The sequence below is a fragment of the Desulfosporosinus meridiei DSM 13257 genome, assembly GCF_000231385.2.
In the GTDB taxonomy this organism is placed as follows: domain Bacteria; phylum Bacillota; class Desulfitobacteriia; order Desulfitobacteriales; family Desulfitobacteriaceae; genus Desulfosporosinus; species Desulfosporosinus meridiei.
The window spans coordinates 2,189,208-2,205,172 of record NC_018515.1 but is presented as its reverse complement, the minus strand read 5'-3'; the positions used below and the strand labels follow the sequence as shown (position 1 = coordinate 2,205,172).

At 41.3% G+C, this 15,965-nt stretch carries 15 protein-coding genes; 2 read left to right on the top strand and 13 right to left on the bottom strand.

Annotation, left to right across the window (positions count from 1 at the left end; translation table 11 throughout):
* Positions 1–358 precede the first annotated feature (358 nt).
* Positions 359–1,141, top strand: a complete 783-nt coding sequence (locus tag DESMER_RS10145; protein WP_014902952.1) for an enoyl-CoA hydratase/isomerase family protein — start codon at positions 359–361, stop codon at positions 1,139–1,141.
* 132 nt (positions 1,142–1,273) lie between these two features.
* Here DESMER_RS10145 and DESMER_RS10140 read toward each other — a convergent pair whose 3' ends face one another.
* From DESMER_RS10140 to DESMER_RS10095, 10 genes are all read right to left on the bottom strand, one after another.
* Positions 1,274–2,038 carry a formate dehydrogenase subunit gamma gene (locus DESMER_RS10140; RefSeq protein ID WP_014902951.1) on the bottom strand — a complete coding sequence of 255 codons (765 nt, stop codon included), beginning with the start codon at positions 2,036–2,038 and terminating at the stop codon, positions 1,274–1,276.
* Entirely contained in the window at positions 2,019–3,107 is a 1,089-nt protein-coding gene (locus tag DESMER_RS10135) for a 4Fe-4S dicluster domain-containing protein (RefSeq protein ID WP_014902950.1), read from the bottom strand. The genes DESMER_RS10140 and DESMER_RS10135 overlap by 20 nt, the downstream gene beginning before the upstream one ends.
* Positions 3,108–3,327: 220 nt before the next feature.
* Positions 3,328–4,125: an ectoine/hydroxyectoine ABC transporter ATP-binding protein EhuA gene (gene ehuA / locus DESMER_RS10130; protein ID WP_427854281.1), complete on the bottom strand. Its 798-nt coding sequence runs from the start codon at positions 4,123–4,125 to the stop codon at positions 3,328–3,330.
* A gap of 85 nt (positions 4,126–4,210) precedes the next feature.
* Positions 4,211–4,861, bottom strand: a complete 651-nt coding sequence (ehuD, locus tag DESMER_RS10125; protein ID WP_014902948.1) for an ectoine/hydroxyectoine ABC transporter permease subunit EhuD — start codon at positions 4,859–4,861, stop codon at positions 4,211–4,213.
* 2 nt (positions 4,862–4,863) lie between these two features.
* Complete coding sequence (ehuC, locus tag DESMER_RS10120; RefSeq protein ID WP_014902947.1) at positions 4,864–5,505, bottom strand: ectoine/hydroxyectoine ABC transporter permease subunit EhuC; 642 nt, start codon at positions 5,503–5,505, stop codon at positions 4,864–4,866.
* Positions 5,506–5,566: 61 nt separating this feature from the next.
* Complete coding sequence (ehuB, locus tag DESMER_RS10115) at positions 5,567–6,454, bottom strand: ectoine/hydroxyectoine ABC transporter substrate-binding protein EhuB (RefSeq protein WP_014902946.1); 888 nt, start codon at positions 6,452–6,454, stop codon at positions 5,567–5,569.
* A 316-nt stretch (positions 6,455–6,770) separates the two neighbouring features.
* A complete protein-coding gene (locus DESMER_RS10110; protein ID WP_014902945.1) occupies positions 6,771–8,198 on the bottom strand; it encodes a M23 family metallopeptidase in 1,428 nt (475 codons plus the stop codon).
* A gap of 136 nt (positions 8,199–8,334) precedes the next feature.
* Positions 8,335–10,764, bottom strand: a complete 2,430-nt coding sequence (locus DESMER_RS10105; protein WP_014902944.1) for a hypothetical protein — start codon at positions 10,762–10,764, stop codon at positions 8,335–8,337.
* Positions 10,754–11,914, bottom strand: a complete 1,161-nt coding sequence (locus DESMER_RS10100) for a metallophosphoesterase family protein (protein ID WP_014902943.1) — start codon at positions 11,912–11,914, stop codon at positions 10,754–10,756. The genes DESMER_RS10105 and DESMER_RS10100 overlap by 11 nt, the downstream gene beginning before the upstream one ends.
* A 31-nt stretch (positions 11,915–11,945) precedes the next feature.
* Positions 11,946–13,001, bottom strand: a complete 1,056-nt coding sequence (locus DESMER_RS10095; protein WP_014902942.1) for a GerMN domain-containing protein — start codon at positions 12,999–13,001, stop codon at positions 11,946–11,948.
* Positions 13,002–13,225: 224 nt separating this feature from the next.
* Between DESMER_RS10095 and DESMER_RS10090 the strand changes: the two genes are divergently transcribed.
* Entirely contained in the window at positions 13,226–13,519 is a 294-nt protein-coding gene (locus DESMER_RS10090) for a LapA family protein (RefSeq protein WP_014902941.1), read from the top strand.
* A 345-nt stretch (positions 13,520–13,864) separates the two neighbouring features.
* On the opposite strand, the gene DESMER_RS10085 is transcribed toward DESMER_RS10090, so the two are convergent.
* The 3 genes from DESMER_RS10085 to DESMER_RS10075 all read right to left on the bottom strand — a co-directional run bounded on the left by DESMER_RS10085 (position 13,865) and on the right by DESMER_RS10075 (position 15,809).
* Complete coding sequence (locus tag DESMER_RS10085; RefSeq protein ID WP_014902940.1) at positions 13,865–14,206, bottom strand: cupin domain-containing protein; 342 nt, start codon at positions 14,204–14,206, stop codon at positions 13,865–13,867.
* Positions 14,207–14,266: 60 nt separating this feature from the next.
* Entirely contained in the window at positions 14,267–15,172 is a 906-nt protein-coding gene (locus DESMER_RS10080; RefSeq protein WP_014902939.1) for an Fpg/Nei family DNA glycosylase, read from the bottom strand.
* 94 nt (positions 15,173–15,266) lie between these two features.
* A complete protein-coding gene (locus DESMER_RS10075) occupies positions 15,267–15,809 on the bottom strand; it encodes an SGNH/GDSL hydrolase family protein (RefSeq protein WP_014902938.1) in 543 nt (180 codons plus the stop codon).
* Between the last annotated feature and the right edge of the window lie 156 nt (positions 15,810–15,965).

The window sequence follows — 15,965 nt, the reverse complement described above, 5'->3', positions numbered from 1 at the left end:
ACCAATTCTTTCTATAGGCTTACCATTCGTACTTGTTATGAATAGCTGACTACTTTTTTAAGATAACTACTTGTATTAATACTTCTATAAGCTAACCTACTGTGCCTGGCAATACAATAGCTATGGTATCAAGTAAGTATCCTTTACAATAATGCTATTAATAGACTCTACCCTTTACAAAAGAAATATACCAAGCACTAATCCAATTGATACTCAGAAATATGAATGACATACGTTAGAAAATATGAATATGAATTCATTTTTTGAGTCCAAACATTCTAAATAGTATAGATTTTCCAATACAAATATATTACAGTACAAGTAGTACTTAATGCAAAAGAATTGGGGGAAAACAAAAATGAGCTATGGTAAACATTTGGCCTTTAATAAGGATGGCAGAATCGGAGTTATTACCCTGGATAACGCAAGAGGTTTTAATTTAGTGGGTTCTGATTTTCTCAAAGAATTAGAGGAAATACAAAAAGAGATTACTGCTGACGGCGACCTTGGTGCAATTGTAATAAACGCTGATGGTGATAACTTTTCGGCAGGAATTGATCTAAAGTTTTTAAAGGAGGTTAGTTCTGAGTTTATCATGGCCAACCTAGTATGGCTGCAAAATCTTTATTCTTTTTGGCAAGATCTACCCATTCCGGTGATCGCAGCCATTAATGGCCTTTGCTATGGTTCTGCTACAGAACTAATCCTAGGCTGTGACATACGAATAGCCGCTGATGACGCTAAATTCTCTATTCCTGAAGTACGCTTTGGCTTAGCACCAGATATGGGAGGAACTACCCGTTTAACTCATCTCGTTGGGATTGGCCAAGCTAAACGCTTGATTCTAGGCTGTGAAGAAATTGATGCGGAAGAAGCATTGCGAATTGGTTTAGTAGAAATCTTGGTTAAAAAAGAGGATCTCAACCAAAGGGCTATGAAACTTGCTAAGAAAATGGCCGCCTTCCCTCCCTCTGGGGTTGGTTTTGCGAAAAAAGGAATTAATATAGCCAATGAAAGCGGTGTTCAGGCCGGATTGCTTTTTGAGCAGTCTCAGTCAACCTTTTGTTGTGGGACAGAAGATTTGCGCGAAGCAGTTAGCGCCTTTCTGGAAAAGCGAAAACCGGTTTTTAAAGGCCGATAATTCAGAGAATTCACAAAGTAAAACTCTCCACGAATTGTTTGTGGAGAGTTTTACTTTTTTACTATTACTATTATGTGCAGCGACAAGACTCCCACTTCAGAGGCGGGGGAGGTTTACTTAGTTGATTTCATATTAAAATGAGTGAGTTTGGGTATTCGCTCGATCATTGCCGTCACTTTTCAAATTCTCAGCTGCCTCCAAGCTGCTTTCGCTGATTTCTCCCCTGTTCAGTAGTTTTGCGTACCAAAGACTATGACGATGTTTGACATACTCCCGATTAATAAACCCGGTGAACATCCCGGGGATTAATGGACGGTTATCCTTGAGCAGAAATGCCGCCAAGTGTCCGATTATCCCAAAAATAATCAAGCCCGTACCGATGTTATGCAAGGAGGTGTTCCAGTATAAGAGAGAATGGGAAAGGTCAACGCCCGGAACATTCTTTAAAGTCTTAATCAAGCCGGTAACAATCAACAGGATCAGGCTTAAACCGATAAATAAATAAGCAACCCGTTGTTCTGCCAGGTATTTATCTGAAGCGGGCTCTTGCCCCTTGGTCAACATAGCTTTAATGATCTGATAGGATTCTTTCAGGTCACCTTTTCGAGGGAAAATATCAAACTCACGCCGGGCAAATGCATACACAATATGAAAGGCTGCGACAAATATGAGCCCTAGTGCCCCCAGATAATGTAATTTTATGGTTATAAAGTAATCTCCGAGCCATGCTGCGCCGGGGAGCTTTGTGACATTATAGCGTGTATACAAAGGCAGTTGGCCTAACCCTGTAATAATCAGCAAAATCACGGAGAGGGCCGTTGTCCAGTGGACAAATCTATTGATAAGACTTTGACGCAAGATCTGACTTTGCTTTGAATTATTTGTTTTCTGTACCATCGCTATTCTCCTCTCTTTGCTCCTTCTGATTAATTTGGGCACCCTTGACCTTATCCCCTTTTAAAGTTCGATAGGCAGTTATTCCAGCTGCCGCTGCTCCCGCAAAGGGAGCGATTACTGTACTGAGAAACATACCTTTGCCTGTGGATAGATAGTTTTCAACATTTACCGGCATTCCAGGACGTCCCGGTGCTGTATCCTTCTTACTGACCTTATCCTCTTTAATGGCCGCATCAATTGCTGCAAACGGAACTGCAGAGACATAATAGGTAGATGTTCCCCCATTTTCTTTGTCCCCATAGATAAAACCGTTAATATCTTCTGCTTTTTTATAAGCGATGTTCTTGATCTCCTCTTTCTTCCCTATTAAGATGGCGTTTTTAGGGCAAGCGCTGACACAAGCTGGCTTTTTGCCCTCATGCAAAAGATCAACACACATATCGCACTTATACATAACTCCTCCACCGGCTAAGTCCGGAGCAACTTCCATGTATATTCCAACACCTGCTTGACGCTGTGGAATACCCCATGGGCAAACATCACGACATTTAGCACCGCCAAAGCATATCTCATCATCAATGGATACTGCTCCAGTTTGATCCTTAGTGATGGCGCTAAAAGGGCATAGTTTTGAACAGGTTGGATGGTCGCAATGCATACACCTTCTTGGAACATAGACTTCTTGCTCAGCACCATTGTATAAAACCTTAACATGATCCACAAACGTCCAATTATAGGGAGTTAAACGACTTTTTAAGTCTCTCTTGTTTGACCAGTCCTCCACTTTATCTTGGGGCCAATATTTTTTCAGAGGCTTTTGAGGTTCAGGGAATCGCTCCTGATTATGCTTGCCACATGCCTCGACGCAAAGTGGTGTGGCATAGTTTTTACACCCGTCACACTTGGTCAAATCAATTAGGGTACCTAACTCGCCCGCGCCTAATTCCGAAGCCTGAACAGATTTATCGAGTCCTGTAACTGCTAAGGCACTGAGTAACCCAGCTGCAGTAGTTCTCTTAAAAAAAGTCCTGCGAGAGATAGCATCGTTCCTATTCCGGTTATTATCCATTTTCATACCCCCCTATACCCCCCCTGTGTATTTTATTTATTGTATTATTTCTATCATAGAATTGTGAGATTGGCAAGGAGAAATTTAGCGATATTTCCATAGTATATACTGGAAGAAAAGTGTGTCCGCCAACAGAGTTTCATTTACCAGTGATATGTACCTAGACTTGAGCGCGAAAAAAAGCAGGCCTCAGATTGGCCTGCTTTAAACAACATATTCATTAATGTCTGTTAAAACGACTTAGGAACGTCTGCAAACGTTCGCTTTCGGGATTATTAAAAATCCTTTTAGGTGGTCCTTGTTCAATAATACGCCCTTGATCAAAGAACAAAATTCGATCCGCCACATCACGAGCAAAATCCATTTCGTGAGTTATCAGAAGCATTGCCATTTCTCCTTCAGCGGCAATAGCTTTGATAACTTCTAAAACTTCACCAACTAACTCGGGATCTAGCGCGGAGGTCGGTTCATCAAAAATCATAACCTTTGGCCGCATAACTAGGGCACGAGCAATTGCAACACGCTGCTTCTGACCTCCCGAAAGCTGCGCCGGATAGACATCTATTTTATTGGCAAGCCCTACTTGTTTCAGCATTGTAACAGCACGTTCCATTGCCTCTTCTTTACTTAGTCCAAGTACATTCCGAGGGGCCTCCATGACATTGCGTAAAATTGTCATATGGGGAAAAAGATTAAAGTGCTGAAAGACCATGCCAATATTGCCTCGAACTTTATGAAGGTGCTTCTCGTTAGCTTTAACCAGTTTCCCGTTTGTTTTTTGATGCCACAACATTTCTCCATCGACTTCGATGGTTCCTGAGGTTGGTTCTTCCAAAGTCATGAGCAGTCGGGCTAAAGTCGTCTTTCCTGATCCGCTTGGACCAATAAGGGCTACCTTTTCACCCGGCGCAATGTCCAAGTCAATATTCCTTAAAACTTGAAGATCACCATATGACTTACTGATATTACTATAGTTCACAATCGGTTGAACAGCAACTTTCCGTAGATCGTTCCCTATACTTTTAGTTGATTCTTCGTTATAAATAACTTTTAATGGTACACTCACGCGATCAACCTCCTTAGAATAATTTTTTTAATTAAGTCTATCTGAGATTTAGACGGACTTCCAAGCGCCTCACCATCAGCGAAGATGAGTAACTCAATACTAAGAACAGCACTCCAACAATCGTAAATGCCTCCAGATAACGAAATGAGTGCGACCCCAGCATCTTTGCTGTCTGCATTATCTCAACTAGGGTGATCGCTGAGAGTACAGGGGTTTCTTTAAACATAGTTATCAGATAATTCCCCATAACCGGTATTACCGGCGGAATAGATTGAGGGAGAATAATCTTTCGCCATGTCTCAAGCGGAGTAAAGTTCAGGGCTTTAGCCGCTTCCCATTGGCCCGGCGGTATTGACTCGATTCCACCACGGTATACCTCTGAAAGATAGGTACTATAGTGAAGGCCTAATCCGATAACTCCGGCAATAAACGGTGAAAGAGAAAGTCCATGTTCCGGCAAAACGTAAAATATAAAATAAAGTTGCACTAGTAGCGGTGTGCTTCTAACAAACTCGATAAATCCTTGGGCAAATAGTGATAATGGCTTAAAGTCTGATCTGCGCGCCAGCGTCAGAATCAAACCTCCAACCAGCGCTACTGCAAATGCAACAAATGTAGCCGAAACTGTTATTTTTAAGGCCTCTAAAATCTGGGGTAAAATTAATAGTGTATAGTCCCAGCTCCACATAATTAATACCTCCCCCCAGATAACCTATGCTCAATCCATCGAATTCCCCTTGTAAATGGCAAGGATATCACAAAATAGATTACCAACAGCACAGAAAAAATTTCCGTTGGACGCATAATAGAGGAATTGAGAACCGTCGCTACAAAGGTCAAATCAGCAAGTGTCACTAGGGATACCAGTGCAGTTCCTTTAAGCATTTCAATGAGCAGATTTCCAAAGGCAGGTAACATCATCACTAAGGCTTGGGGCAAAATAACCAGCCAGGTTCTTTGCCAAGGGGTCATGTTGAGGGCAATTGCAGCTTCAGTCTGACCTTTTGGCACAGAAATAATGGTACTCCGGACAATCTCAGACCCATAAGCCCCAGCGTTAAGTGATAGGGCCAATACCCCGGCCAGCATCTTTGGCAGCATTATACCTAATAGCGGTAAGGCAAAGTAAATCCAAAAGAGCTGTACGAACAAAGACGTTCCTCTAAATATCTCCACATAAGTTGCGGCTAAGAAACGGATGGCTTTGATTTTCGAGAGCCGCCCAAACCCCGCCAAAAATGCTAAGAAAAAGGCAATTACTGCTGAAAAAAGTGTTAATTGAATTGTTATTTTAGTTCCCTCCCAGAAAGAAGGGAGAATATCAAACCACATAGGTTCACATCGACTCCTTTCAGAAAGGTAAGTTTTTGTCTGATTTTATGGAATTAAAAACTTAGTTATCCGTTGGAGCACTTAACTCTTCAGCTGTTTTATCTCCAGGCAATTCTTGTTCGGTAAATCCAAATTGAGAGATAATTTTTAATAACTCTCCTGATTCCTTAAGTTTCTGGATTTCACTGTTAAAAGCTTCGCGAAAATCTTGGTCATCTTTACGGAAGGCTGTTGCACCATAGCCTTTAACTTCTTTACCATCAATAACCGGCTGTATAAAATCCATGACTCTTTCTAAATCAGGATTATTAGCAGTTTCAAGTGTCGCCTGTACGGAGGGTCCAGTAGCGGTTAATGCATCTGCACGACCTGATTGAAGAGCTGATAATGCTGCCGGCATATCCGGTACGGTCATAATCTGCTTGAGGGGTACTCCGGATTTCAGAAGGTAATCATATTCAATGGCTCCTCCCGGAACGGCGATTTTTACCTCAGGATTAGCAGCAATATCCTTGTAACTGTGAAGATTTAAAGGATTTCCTTTTTTAACAGCAATCGCTTCTCCGATACTGTACTCAGGATTAGCAAAATCTACTTCCTTGGCACGTTCAGGATTAATAAACATCCCTGCTGTGATCATGTCAAAGCGCTTGGCATTCAGCCCGGGAATAAGGGAAGCAAATTCTGTTAACTCCCCTTTCATTTCGCTAATACCCATATTTTTAAGGGCGGTTCTAGCAACCTCTACCGCTTCCCCCGTAAGTTTACCGTCTGGGGTTTGATAGGCATATGGTTTCTCGTTGGCAAATCCTACAACAACATATCCTCTTTCCTTCGCGGTCTCTAATGTGGACTTAGCTTTACTACCGGAATCGGTTGTCCCACATCCTGCTAATCCCAAAAGGGACAAAGCGAGCGCAGCGGCGAGTAATTTTCTGAATCGTTTCATGTAATATCCCCTTTCCAAATAGAAGTTGGTTCTCTCTTCATAAACTATACCTAAATAAATGTATAAAATAAAAAGAACCAGTCAGGTTCCCAAATGAGAAAACGCATAACTATTTAACGCTTTTCAACGTTTTACCGTGACAATTCGTTTTCTCCTTGACCACTGACAACCCTATGATAACAGGTAAGTTGTTGGTTTGTCAAGGGTTATGCTTATCCCTCTTCTAGTTATGAGGATTGGCTTTAAAATCAAAAAGAGTCTTAGCCACTCTAAAAAAGTGTCTAAAACTCTTTATAAACTCTCTTCTTTTAATGATTTAGCGCAATGAATTAAGAGGATTTGTTGTATCTCCATTGATGATTACTTCAAAGTGGAGATGTGAACCAGTCGATCGACCCGTGGATCCAACTAAACCAATGGTCTGACCTTTAGTTACCCTCGCTCCTGCAGAAACTAGTAGTTTGCTGGAATGAGCATAGCGTGTCATCACTCCATTGCCGTGATCAATAAGAATGGTATTACCATAATTACCGCTCCAGCCGGCACTTACAACCTTACCGGCAGCAGCTGCAGTATAGGGATCCCCTTGATCTCCATCGATGTCAATTCCTGTATGAAACTCAGAATGGCGATAACCATAGTAGGAGGTTATCGGCCCTCTTAATGGCCAGGATACCCCGGAAACAGTACTCCCGCTACCACGAGAATAAGCAACTGTGACTTGTTGGGGGCCTTTTTCAATGATTTGAGAAACTGCGGTTTTTAGTACTTTTTCATCCTTGACGGTTTGGGTAACCACTTTATCATTCTTTTGAACGTAAGCGTACTGCACTTCTTTTTCTCCGTCACTTCCAGCTTGTTTTACGTTTGTTTGTCCACTGGAGAGACTGGAGTCAGTTTTGGTAACCACATCAAAGGGAATTGTTTCTATATCCGTACGAACTCCTTCACAAACCACTGTTATGTAAGGAGCAACTTTTTCTAAGGTTATTTTCTTGCCAAGTTTTAAGATAGTATCTTCGTTGGCACCGGGGTTACTTGCCAAGACTTCTTTAGTTTTCATATCGTTTTTTCGCGCTATGAGCCACCAAGAATCGTTTTCCTGAATTGTATATTCGATCTTTTGCAGATTACCCTGTTTAAGTTTTTCAAGAGCTTGCTCATAAGAAAGTGCTTGGTCTAAAGGCACCTCCACAGGCTCAGTCTCAACCTCTTCTTCAAAAGAGACTGAGGCAACTTGGTTTTTTTCACTTGGCTTAGCATAATACTCTTGAAATTCTTTTAGCAATCTTTCTCCATCTTCAGCTTTTGCCAGAACAAAAATAGGCTCATTATTTACCTTTACTGCTGCTCCGTCAACATAGTAAGCGATGTCTGCCTCTAAGGTTGACTTAGATAAAGCCCTATATTCGGAATTTTTTATTCTAACAGATGAAAAGGTAATACTATCATGAGTTTTAGCTGCAACGCCTATGGGAGCTCCCTTTTCAGAGAGGATTTCATCGATCATTGCTCCCGCTTGCTGCTGACTTTCAAGAAGACCTACCTTTTCTCCATTGACAACAACGTAAACTGCAGAGGTTGTAGAGTTCAGGTATACAATTCCACTTCCCATTAAGAGCAGCAGAAGGATTGAACCTCCTATAACTTTTGGAGACTTCCATGAGATATTCTGTAATGTGAAAATCTTAGCTTTTAAAACATCAATGTATTGTTTAAATGGTAAATCACTGGCCTTTTTCATAGAACCCCCTTTAATTTATTTTAGTCATTATATTCGTTAAAATGACCTCTTCCTATATTATTTTCTATTATTCTGCCTCGATTGTCAACTTAATGTAATAGAGGAAAGTTGCCACTTTCTAATTTTCACATGGATTTTAATCTTGCGCAAAGCTAAAAGGAGACCATCCCTGATCTAAAAGTATTTCCGCAAGCAGGGGATCCTCTGTATTTAAAAAAACTTGTCTGCCTAATCCCAACTTATTTAGATATTTTGCAGCATCTGTCCAAAAGGTTTGATCTCCTTCGGAGATTTTTCCGACTGAGAAGAATAGAGGAACCTCAGTAGTTATAGGAAGGGCTAATTGAGCAAGTGCCAAGCGATAGGAAAAATAATTTCTTTTAACCACTGTTTCATTCTCAGTGTATTTACCTTTTGGGGAGAAGAAGTGCTCATAAATCCATTGTTTTTCTTCACTAAGATTTTTTTCATACTTAGTTTGCCATTCTTGCCAAGACAAATCCAAGATAGCTTGGGCATCATTTAAGGCATGGCGCAAATCTTCATAGGCTATCCATTGACGTTTTTTAACTTCTATTCTTTTCTCAAGGACAGACAAAGAAGCAGCCTGTTCCTCCCCCTGAAGACGTGTGTTAAGTTCTTCTAAATGCTGGAGTATTTCTACTCGCTCTTTTTCCCAGGAGGACATTTCTGCCAGCCTTTCCTGATTAGAAAGACGCTGTTCACGTTCGAGTTCAGCTAAAGGTTCAAGTATTCTTGAGAGTCGTTCTAGATCCCGATTCCCAAGCTTTTTGACAAAAATCTCCAAATACTTGGCCACTTCCTCTTTAACTTCATCTCTTTCTTGCAGCTGACCGGCTACATTTAAAATAGCTGATAGGACTTCCTCCCGATCCCCCAAGGGAATACCCCAGTTCTTTAAATTTTCACTCATCCCTTCAGCACAGATTGCTAGCTTTTTTTCCAGGTCTAACTTTTGTTCTAAGTCCTTGTTTAATTGATCTGTTTCTTCTGAGCGGTGTTTCTTCATTTGCTGATAGGCTAACCAGCCATTCAACCATTCGCTAAAATCTGCCGCTTGAACTTTCGAAAGAGCAAGTTTTATGATTTCATTGCGTGAATCGATGATTCTGAGCAACTTTGGTTCTTTATTGACTTTTTCCTGCAGCTCCTCAATTCTCTTTTTTAGGTTTTCTACCTGTCTTTGCTGTTGTTGATATTCCTCTAGCCGACTTGTGAATTCCCGATAGTTTGCTACATGATACCTTTGGTAATAATCAAGCAGATGCGCTGATAACCGTTCATTAATACTCTTTATCTTTAAGGGCTTAGTTAAAAGTTGATCCGTAATATTACATATTTTGTAGCTTTGCCAGCGGTTTAATTGTTTTTCTTTTCTAGTGATCCGGTTAATAGCATCCTCAGTTACATCGGACATAACTATTAATTTTGATAACTTAGTGATTTCCTCTTCATACTCTAATTTACGCTCATCTAACTCTTCTCTTAGCAGGATAAGTTTATCAAGCCTGTCTCGAGCTGAATCTCTCTCCTCCATCACCCTCCGGAGCTGCTGTTCTTCATCTTCTCTATATCCCTGATAGCCTGACGAAAGGAGTAGTCTTTGAGTCTGCTCAATTAGTTTTATTCGGGCTTCTATTTCTGCAGTGAAATTTCTCACATCTTTCTGAAGGCAGGCCCATTCCATACATTCTTCTCGAAAGTTCTCTATGATCTCCCAATCAACTGCACCATCACTGGAAATCGCCCTAAGACCTTCATCTAAACGTTGTTGGCGTTCTTCCATTCTGCATATCTTATCTTGAAGTTGGCGCAGCTCACGATAATCTGAGTTTTGAGCAAGACATTCAAGGCGTTGATGAATTTTTTGAGTGAGAGCAATTTTTTCAGTTAAGATGGCTTCATTTTCTTGCAAATTCTTAATCTCAATCAGGAGCAGTCGATTGGCTTCTTGTTGCCGATGGGCATCCTCCCATTCATTTCGCAAGGCATCGTATTCAGCCTTTACCAACTCCATACTCTCTCTTTGATCTTTAACTCTTTTTTGAGCACCGATCAGAGAAGCTCGCACTTTAGTTAAAGAGAAATCCTCATCTCCACCTTGGCTAAGGTTATTAATTCGCAAAAACAAGTTATCCTGGCTGTCTTTTTCCGGCCAAGTAATTCTGCCACCTTGCAGAAAAGCTTGCAAGCGAGCCTGAAATAAGTATTCTCCAATGGTCATCTTTTCTGGCAGATTAACTTTGTACCCATTTCCATCTAAGAAGGTAAATTGTTGGGTTATTTGGCCGTCTATTTGGATGTTTTCATAACGAACCACAAAGTGATGATTATCCTCAGATATCCATACCTCAGCTGCTGCATTATCTTTTTGCTTCTCCAACAATTGAGATTCCTGTTCATAGAATAGTTTCATCAGCAAATCATCTAATAGTTTCTGATCATTGATATCTCGATTAATTATCAGAGTTGGACCTGAGGGGAATATCCAGTCGATATCCTTGAGATCTCTGAAATTACTAAGTCTAATCCGTTCAATCTTCATCTATTATCCGCCCCTGCCCCAGTGCTGTCATTCCGATTTTTTGTACGACTCCCCAATACTCTTTGTTTTCCGATTCATCTGCTTCTGACAACCTTGTTTGGAGTTTGCCGGAAAAGATGTGGGCAAGAGTAGGAAAGCCTTCCTGAATATTTACTTTAGAGGGCCTAGGCAAATCCACATAGGTTGGGTCTGGTTCTTCGTGAGCAATAACTTCAACGAAAGGAAGCTCTGCCATAAGCAGCTTCTGTAAAGGAGATACTAACCTTTCAATCTCTAATTGGTCTCCAGAGATATTAATCCTATATAAATTTCTTTGACGTTCATCAGGGCTTAGCTCTTTGAGTACTCTTTCAGCTATTTCTGCAAGAGATTCTTGAGACTGAACTGTTAAATTTATTTCATAGTAACAGCGTTGTCCCAGTTCTCTAAATTCAATACAGGTGGATTCTTCTCGAATTTCTCCCAAGATCACACCATGAGATCCTTTGTCTGCAAAACTTCTAGCCTCTATCACACCACAGTCTGCCCAGATAGTCTTTCCAGCCTGCTGTATTCCGCTCCATCCTTCCAGATGTCCGAGGGCTAAATAGTTTACCCCACTGGCAGATATTTGGTCTTGCTTAATGGGTATAAGTCCTTGGCTAGTCCCGAGTGAATCAACAACAGCGTGAAGAAGCATAATCTTTAGTGTCGTATCATTAATAGGAGTGAAATCATCCAGAAATGACTTCTCTTGATGATATGCAGTCCAGCCTGCCCCATATATTGTTAGATTATGGGATGGGAGTTTGACACTTTTAATTCCACTTGAGAATATATGGACATTCCTTGGCCACACTGTCAAGCGATAAGCAGAGGATATTGTAAGGGGGTCTCTTCTGCCCGGAGTGATGAAAACTCTGGTTCCTTCCAATTTTCCAAGTAATTCTGCGACCCCCTCGACGGTCTCCTGGCGCACATACTGCTGTTCAAATAGATCACCGGTTAGAAAAAGAAATTCGACTTTTTCCGCTTGGCAAAGAGATAGTAGAGCCTGAAATGTCTGCCACAAATCTTGATTCCTTGCTGTTGCCCACCTCTCCGGTCCATCCCAAGCGGGGCTATCAAATCGAAAACCAGCACACTGTATGAAACGTACACTTGCAGCCATTTATTCTCACCTCATCTGGTACAAACAATCGTTATTTAAGTTCTGTACTGTTACTTAAATCGACGGAAAAGGACTCACCTTTATTCATGGCATAATGCCCAGACGCATAGGGATTTCCTTCAACTGTAATATAAACCTTGTCCACCCCGTAATAATTTCCTAGGGTATTAGTGATGCTCTGCAAGATTAAACCCTCATAACTAGATCCGGCAATCATTTCGCCTCTTAGTTCTTTACTAAAATCAACATAGACTGCGTTGTCTTTATTTAAGTAAAGACTCTTTATCTTAGCATTAGGACCTAATACTGGAGCAACATCCCCTTTAGGCAACTCTTTGAATGCCCTCTCAAAAGAAGCTTTCGTCAAATCATTGGTTTTAAAGGATAGTTTTTTGCTGACAAAATAAAGCTTATCAACATTATTATTGGGATAATAGAATTTGACTGTTTGGTTCAGAGCTACATCACTTTCCAGTTTGCTTAAAGTTGAAGTGACCACAAAGTCATCTGATGTAAAAACTGATTTTACAAGCCCAACATTCGGGGCATAATAGTCCTGAGTTTTATCCGCTTTGCCCTCGGTAGTCACCTCTAGAGTTTTGTAAGTACCTGAAGGCGTGGTTATATCAGCTTCTATATTAGTTATCGAACGTTTTCTTCCATCCGCCAAGACCCATGATGTTCCCACGACAAGTGGTTCTTGCAACAGAATTTCTTCACTGTTACTTGGGCTTTGGAGTAAGTTTTCTCTAAAGTAGCTTTCCCCTCTGGCTAACCGCAAGGTCAGCTTTCCATTGTCCAATTCCAGCACTTTTACCGTCTCTGTTCCTCCATTATTTGAACGAGTCTGAATCCGGTTTCCTTCGATATAATCTACCATAACGTTATATGAGGCATACTCAATTCCTTTGCCCTCATAAATGTAGTTTGTATTTTCTTTGAAAGAACAGTAATCTTGGATGCTTAGTGTCTTAGTTTCTTGGGGTTTATCATCCGAATTACTGGGCGCAGAGCCACCCTTATTGGCACATCCGTTAAGTAGAGCCAGGGTGAGCAATATACTAATTAGGTATACTAGTTTCTTCATTTTCTCCCTCCTCGGTGGTTTGATGTTAGTATAGCACTTCTCGGTCTAATTACACAGTTAAGATCAACCGAGTTACTGAACTTGTTTCAAAAACTAATTCTTCGCATAGCGTAGGGTTCCTAAAGCTAAAAATATCAATATGCGGGTTATGACAAATTATTGCAGGAATTAGACGCTGCAGGTCGAATTTACTATTAACCAAAAGAGAGGAGACAATGCAACATATGTTTGTACTTATCTTATCCCTTATCTGTTCGTTGCTCATTGCGGTGTTTGCCATTCAAAATGCTGGTTTAGTGACTATTCAGCTCTTCTGGGTTACTAGGGATGTGCCCTTAGTCTTAGTAATCTTAGGTTCCACATTTGCGGGAGCTTTAGTAATGCTCCTCTTAGCAATCTGGCGGGAACTGCGCCTTAAGTTAAGATCCAAACAAAACTCAATAGAGCAGAGTCAAAAGAGCGACCCTTCTGGTCAACAGGCTATTTCCCCTTTGAAGCCGACAGATGGGGCAGAATAATTAGCCCCATGGCGCTATGAAGCACCAGCAGAGAATGAAAATGGGGTCGCTCGGGGCAGGGCGACTTCGCCCACATCCGCTCACTCAGCATTCCGAGGCTGGCCCACGCGCTGTCCTGGGAGCTACGCCAAACCTCTGGGTAATACCTGAGGTGAACCCGTGGCTCCGCTTCCCCAGGTCAGCTTGTGGGCTTTACCGCCTCTCCATGCAATGGGTTCGCTCCTGTGGATCGAAGCCGCCCTGTCTTTTGGGTCTATTATTCTCAAGAATGTTTTGGGGCTTTCAATAAATTTAAAAACCGAGACAGATACCTAACAAAGGTTCTGTCTCGGTTTTTATTGGTGGTTATACTTCTATAGAATAGGCAGCTGAGGGATTAGGAGCTAATATTACAAAACAGGACATGTCTTTATCACCTGTGTTTTTCAGGCTGAAAACCTCAGACCCTTTACAGTGGATAACATCTCCTTCGGTTATCTCGTGTATGGTACCATCTACCCCCATTTCCCCTTGCCCGACAAGCACGTGGATAATTAGGTCACTTTGTTCATGGTGGTGGGGCGGGACTCCTTGTCCTGGTCTAAAGTTTAGAACGAAGTTCAGAACTCGAGATTCATTAAAAAGTATCTTTTTGGTAAGATTATCATCTTTATAGACAATTTTATCGGCGATTTTTTCAATCTTCATAATCTACCTCCATACTTATTATTTGTGTTTTTAGATCAATCTTATTAGCAGCGCTTAAAACTACTTCTGACAGTGAGGGCAAAAAAAGGCATTCCGCCCCCCTACTTCCGACTTTTGAATATCCTCCCCACATACTAAGCAGGGTTTCCCTGTGCGATCATAAACTTTAAAGTAAGGATTATATCCCCCTGTAAAGTCATCCCAAGCGGCAAAGGGTTCCTCCATGTCTCCTCCAAGGCGAATAGAATCTCTAATAATTCTGACCAAGGAATCAAATAGGTTCTCTTTTTCAGCATCATCTAATGTCGAAACTCCTCGGGTTGGCAGTATACCTGCACTGAATAAAGCTTCATTAGAATAAGCATTTCCTACGCCGGAGATGTTTTTAGGGTTCATCAACCAAGGTTTGATCATTCCCCTTTTCCCTTTCAGCAATTTAGAAAAGTCCCGGCTGTTGAAATCCGGGTCTAAAGGATCCTTTCCTAATTCCTGCAATTTCGTATCCAGATGAACTTGATCAAGGTAGTGCAAATAGCCCAGGGTCAGATTACAAAAAAAGAGTATCAAACCACCGGATAGTCCAAAAATGACACTGGCTCTTCCCGGAAGATCCTTAACGATGTTCTTCAACTCTTCTGCGCTGCTCCCCATGATCACAGACTGTAAATCTTCCGCTTTTGGGCTATCGGTCTTTTTGAGGGTTTCGGAGTCAAGTTGCAAGAGAAATAGCCGGCCATCAAGCATCATATGGGTCAGTAAAAAATCGCCTTCCTCAAAATCAAAAATTAAATATTTACCCCGCCGCCTAATTTCTTTAATTCTCTTGCCCTGTACCTTAGCGCGGAATTCTGATAACTCCAGGTTAATGCTTTTGGCTCGTAAGATATTTAGCTCACTAATTTCCTTCCCTTTGACCCATTGATTTAAGTAATTTTTATAGATCTCCATTTCAGGAACTTCAGGCATGGATTCTCAATCCCCTTTCGGCACCTGTAGTTATAATTCCACCAGTCCAAAGATTAATGCAATGGGGTTGAGATATTCCAACTTTCCTCTACAATCATTTCAAAGGTTTTAAACTATGTATAGCTATTTCGGCCATAAACTTGTACCCATCCCGACTAGGATGGACTTCATCGACAAAAAGCTTGGCTTCTTCACCGGCCTCCAGGCGCATAGAGTAAGGAGTGTAAAAGTCAATCAATGGCAAACAGTTGATTTTAGAGCACTCTATTAACCACTTTCGATATTGGCGAAGATAAAGCTCATCATCCTCTACTAAGGAAGGGGTAGGCAAGCCAAGTATGGGGATGATTCCATGTTCCCGGCTCATTTTCACCATTGCTGAGAAATGGGGAGTTACATTTTTTAAGGGATATTTGGCATAGGCATCATTGGTGCCGCCAAGAATAATCACGTGGGTCGGATTATTTGCCAGAACATCACCCTCGAATCTAGCATTCATTTCTTGAGTTAGATTCCCGTTAATCCCTTTGTTGAGAACTTCACATTGAAGTTCTTGGGCTAAATAAGTCACCCAAGATTCTTGGGGAGTATAAGGATAGCCTTCGGTAATTGAATCACCAATTGCAACGACTTTCATTGCTTTTTCGGTCTCCTTCCCTAGATGTTGATTCAGAATTAGTATTACCGTTAATGATCTCTCGAGTAAAATCCAGGAACTTTCTTTCGGATCTTTACCTACGGCTCTGCTATGAACCCTTATGAAATGGTGATTAAGCACAGTTCACTTTCAGTC

Coding starts and splice junctions, on each gene's coding strand:
- DESMER_RS10135 (WP_014902950.1), bottom strand. CDS start 3,107: ATGGATAATAACCGGAATAGGAACGATGCTATCTCTCGCAGGACTTTT.
- DESMER_RS10145 (WP_014902952.1), top strand. CDS start 359: ATGAGCTATGGTAAACATTTGGCCTTTAATAAGGATGGCAGAATCGGA.
- DESMER_RS10110 (WP_014902945.1), bottom strand. CDS start 8,198: ATGAAAAAGGCCAGTGATTTACCATTTAAACAATACATTGATGTTTTA.
- DESMER_RS10140 (WP_014902951.1), bottom strand. CDS start 2,038: ATGGTACAGAAAACAAATAATTCAAAGCAAAGTCAGATCTTGCGTCAA.
- ehuB (WP_014902946.1), bottom strand. CDS start 6,454: ATGAAACGATTCAGAAAATTACTCGCCGCTGCGCTCGCTTTGTCCCTT.
- DESMER_RS10100 (WP_014902943.1), bottom strand. CDS start 11,914: ATGGCTGCAAGTGTACGTTTCATACAGTGTGCTGGTTTTCGATTTGAT.
- DESMER_RS10090 (WP_014902941.1), top strand. CDS start 13,226: ATGTTTGTACTTATCTTATCCCTTATCTGTTCGTTGCTCATTGCGGTG.
- DESMER_RS10080 (WP_014902939.1), bottom strand. CDS start 15,172: ATGCCTGAAGTTCCTGAAATGGAGATCTATAAAAATTACTTAAATCAA.
- DESMER_RS10095 (WP_014902942.1), bottom strand. CDS start 13,001: ATGAAGAAACTAGTATACCTAATTAGTATATTGCTCACCCTGGCTCTA.
- ehuD (WP_014902948.1), bottom strand. CDS start 4,861: ATGTGGAGCTGGGACTATACACTATTAATTTTACCCCAGATTTTAGAG.
- DESMER_RS10075 (WP_014902938.1), bottom strand. CDS start 15,809: ATGAAAGTCGTTGCAATTGGTGATTCAATTACCGAAGGCTATCCTTAT.
- DESMER_RS10085 (WP_014902940.1), bottom strand. CDS start 14,206: ATGAAGATTGAAAAAATCGCCGATAAAATTGTCTATAAAGATGATAAT.
- DESMER_RS10105 (WP_014902944.1), bottom strand. CDS start 10,764: ATGAAGATTGAACGGATTAGACTTAGTAATTTCAGAGATCTCAAGGAT.
- ehuC (WP_014902947.1), bottom strand. CDS start 5,505: ATGTGGTTTGATATTCTCCCTTCTTTCTGGGAGGGAACTAAAATAACA.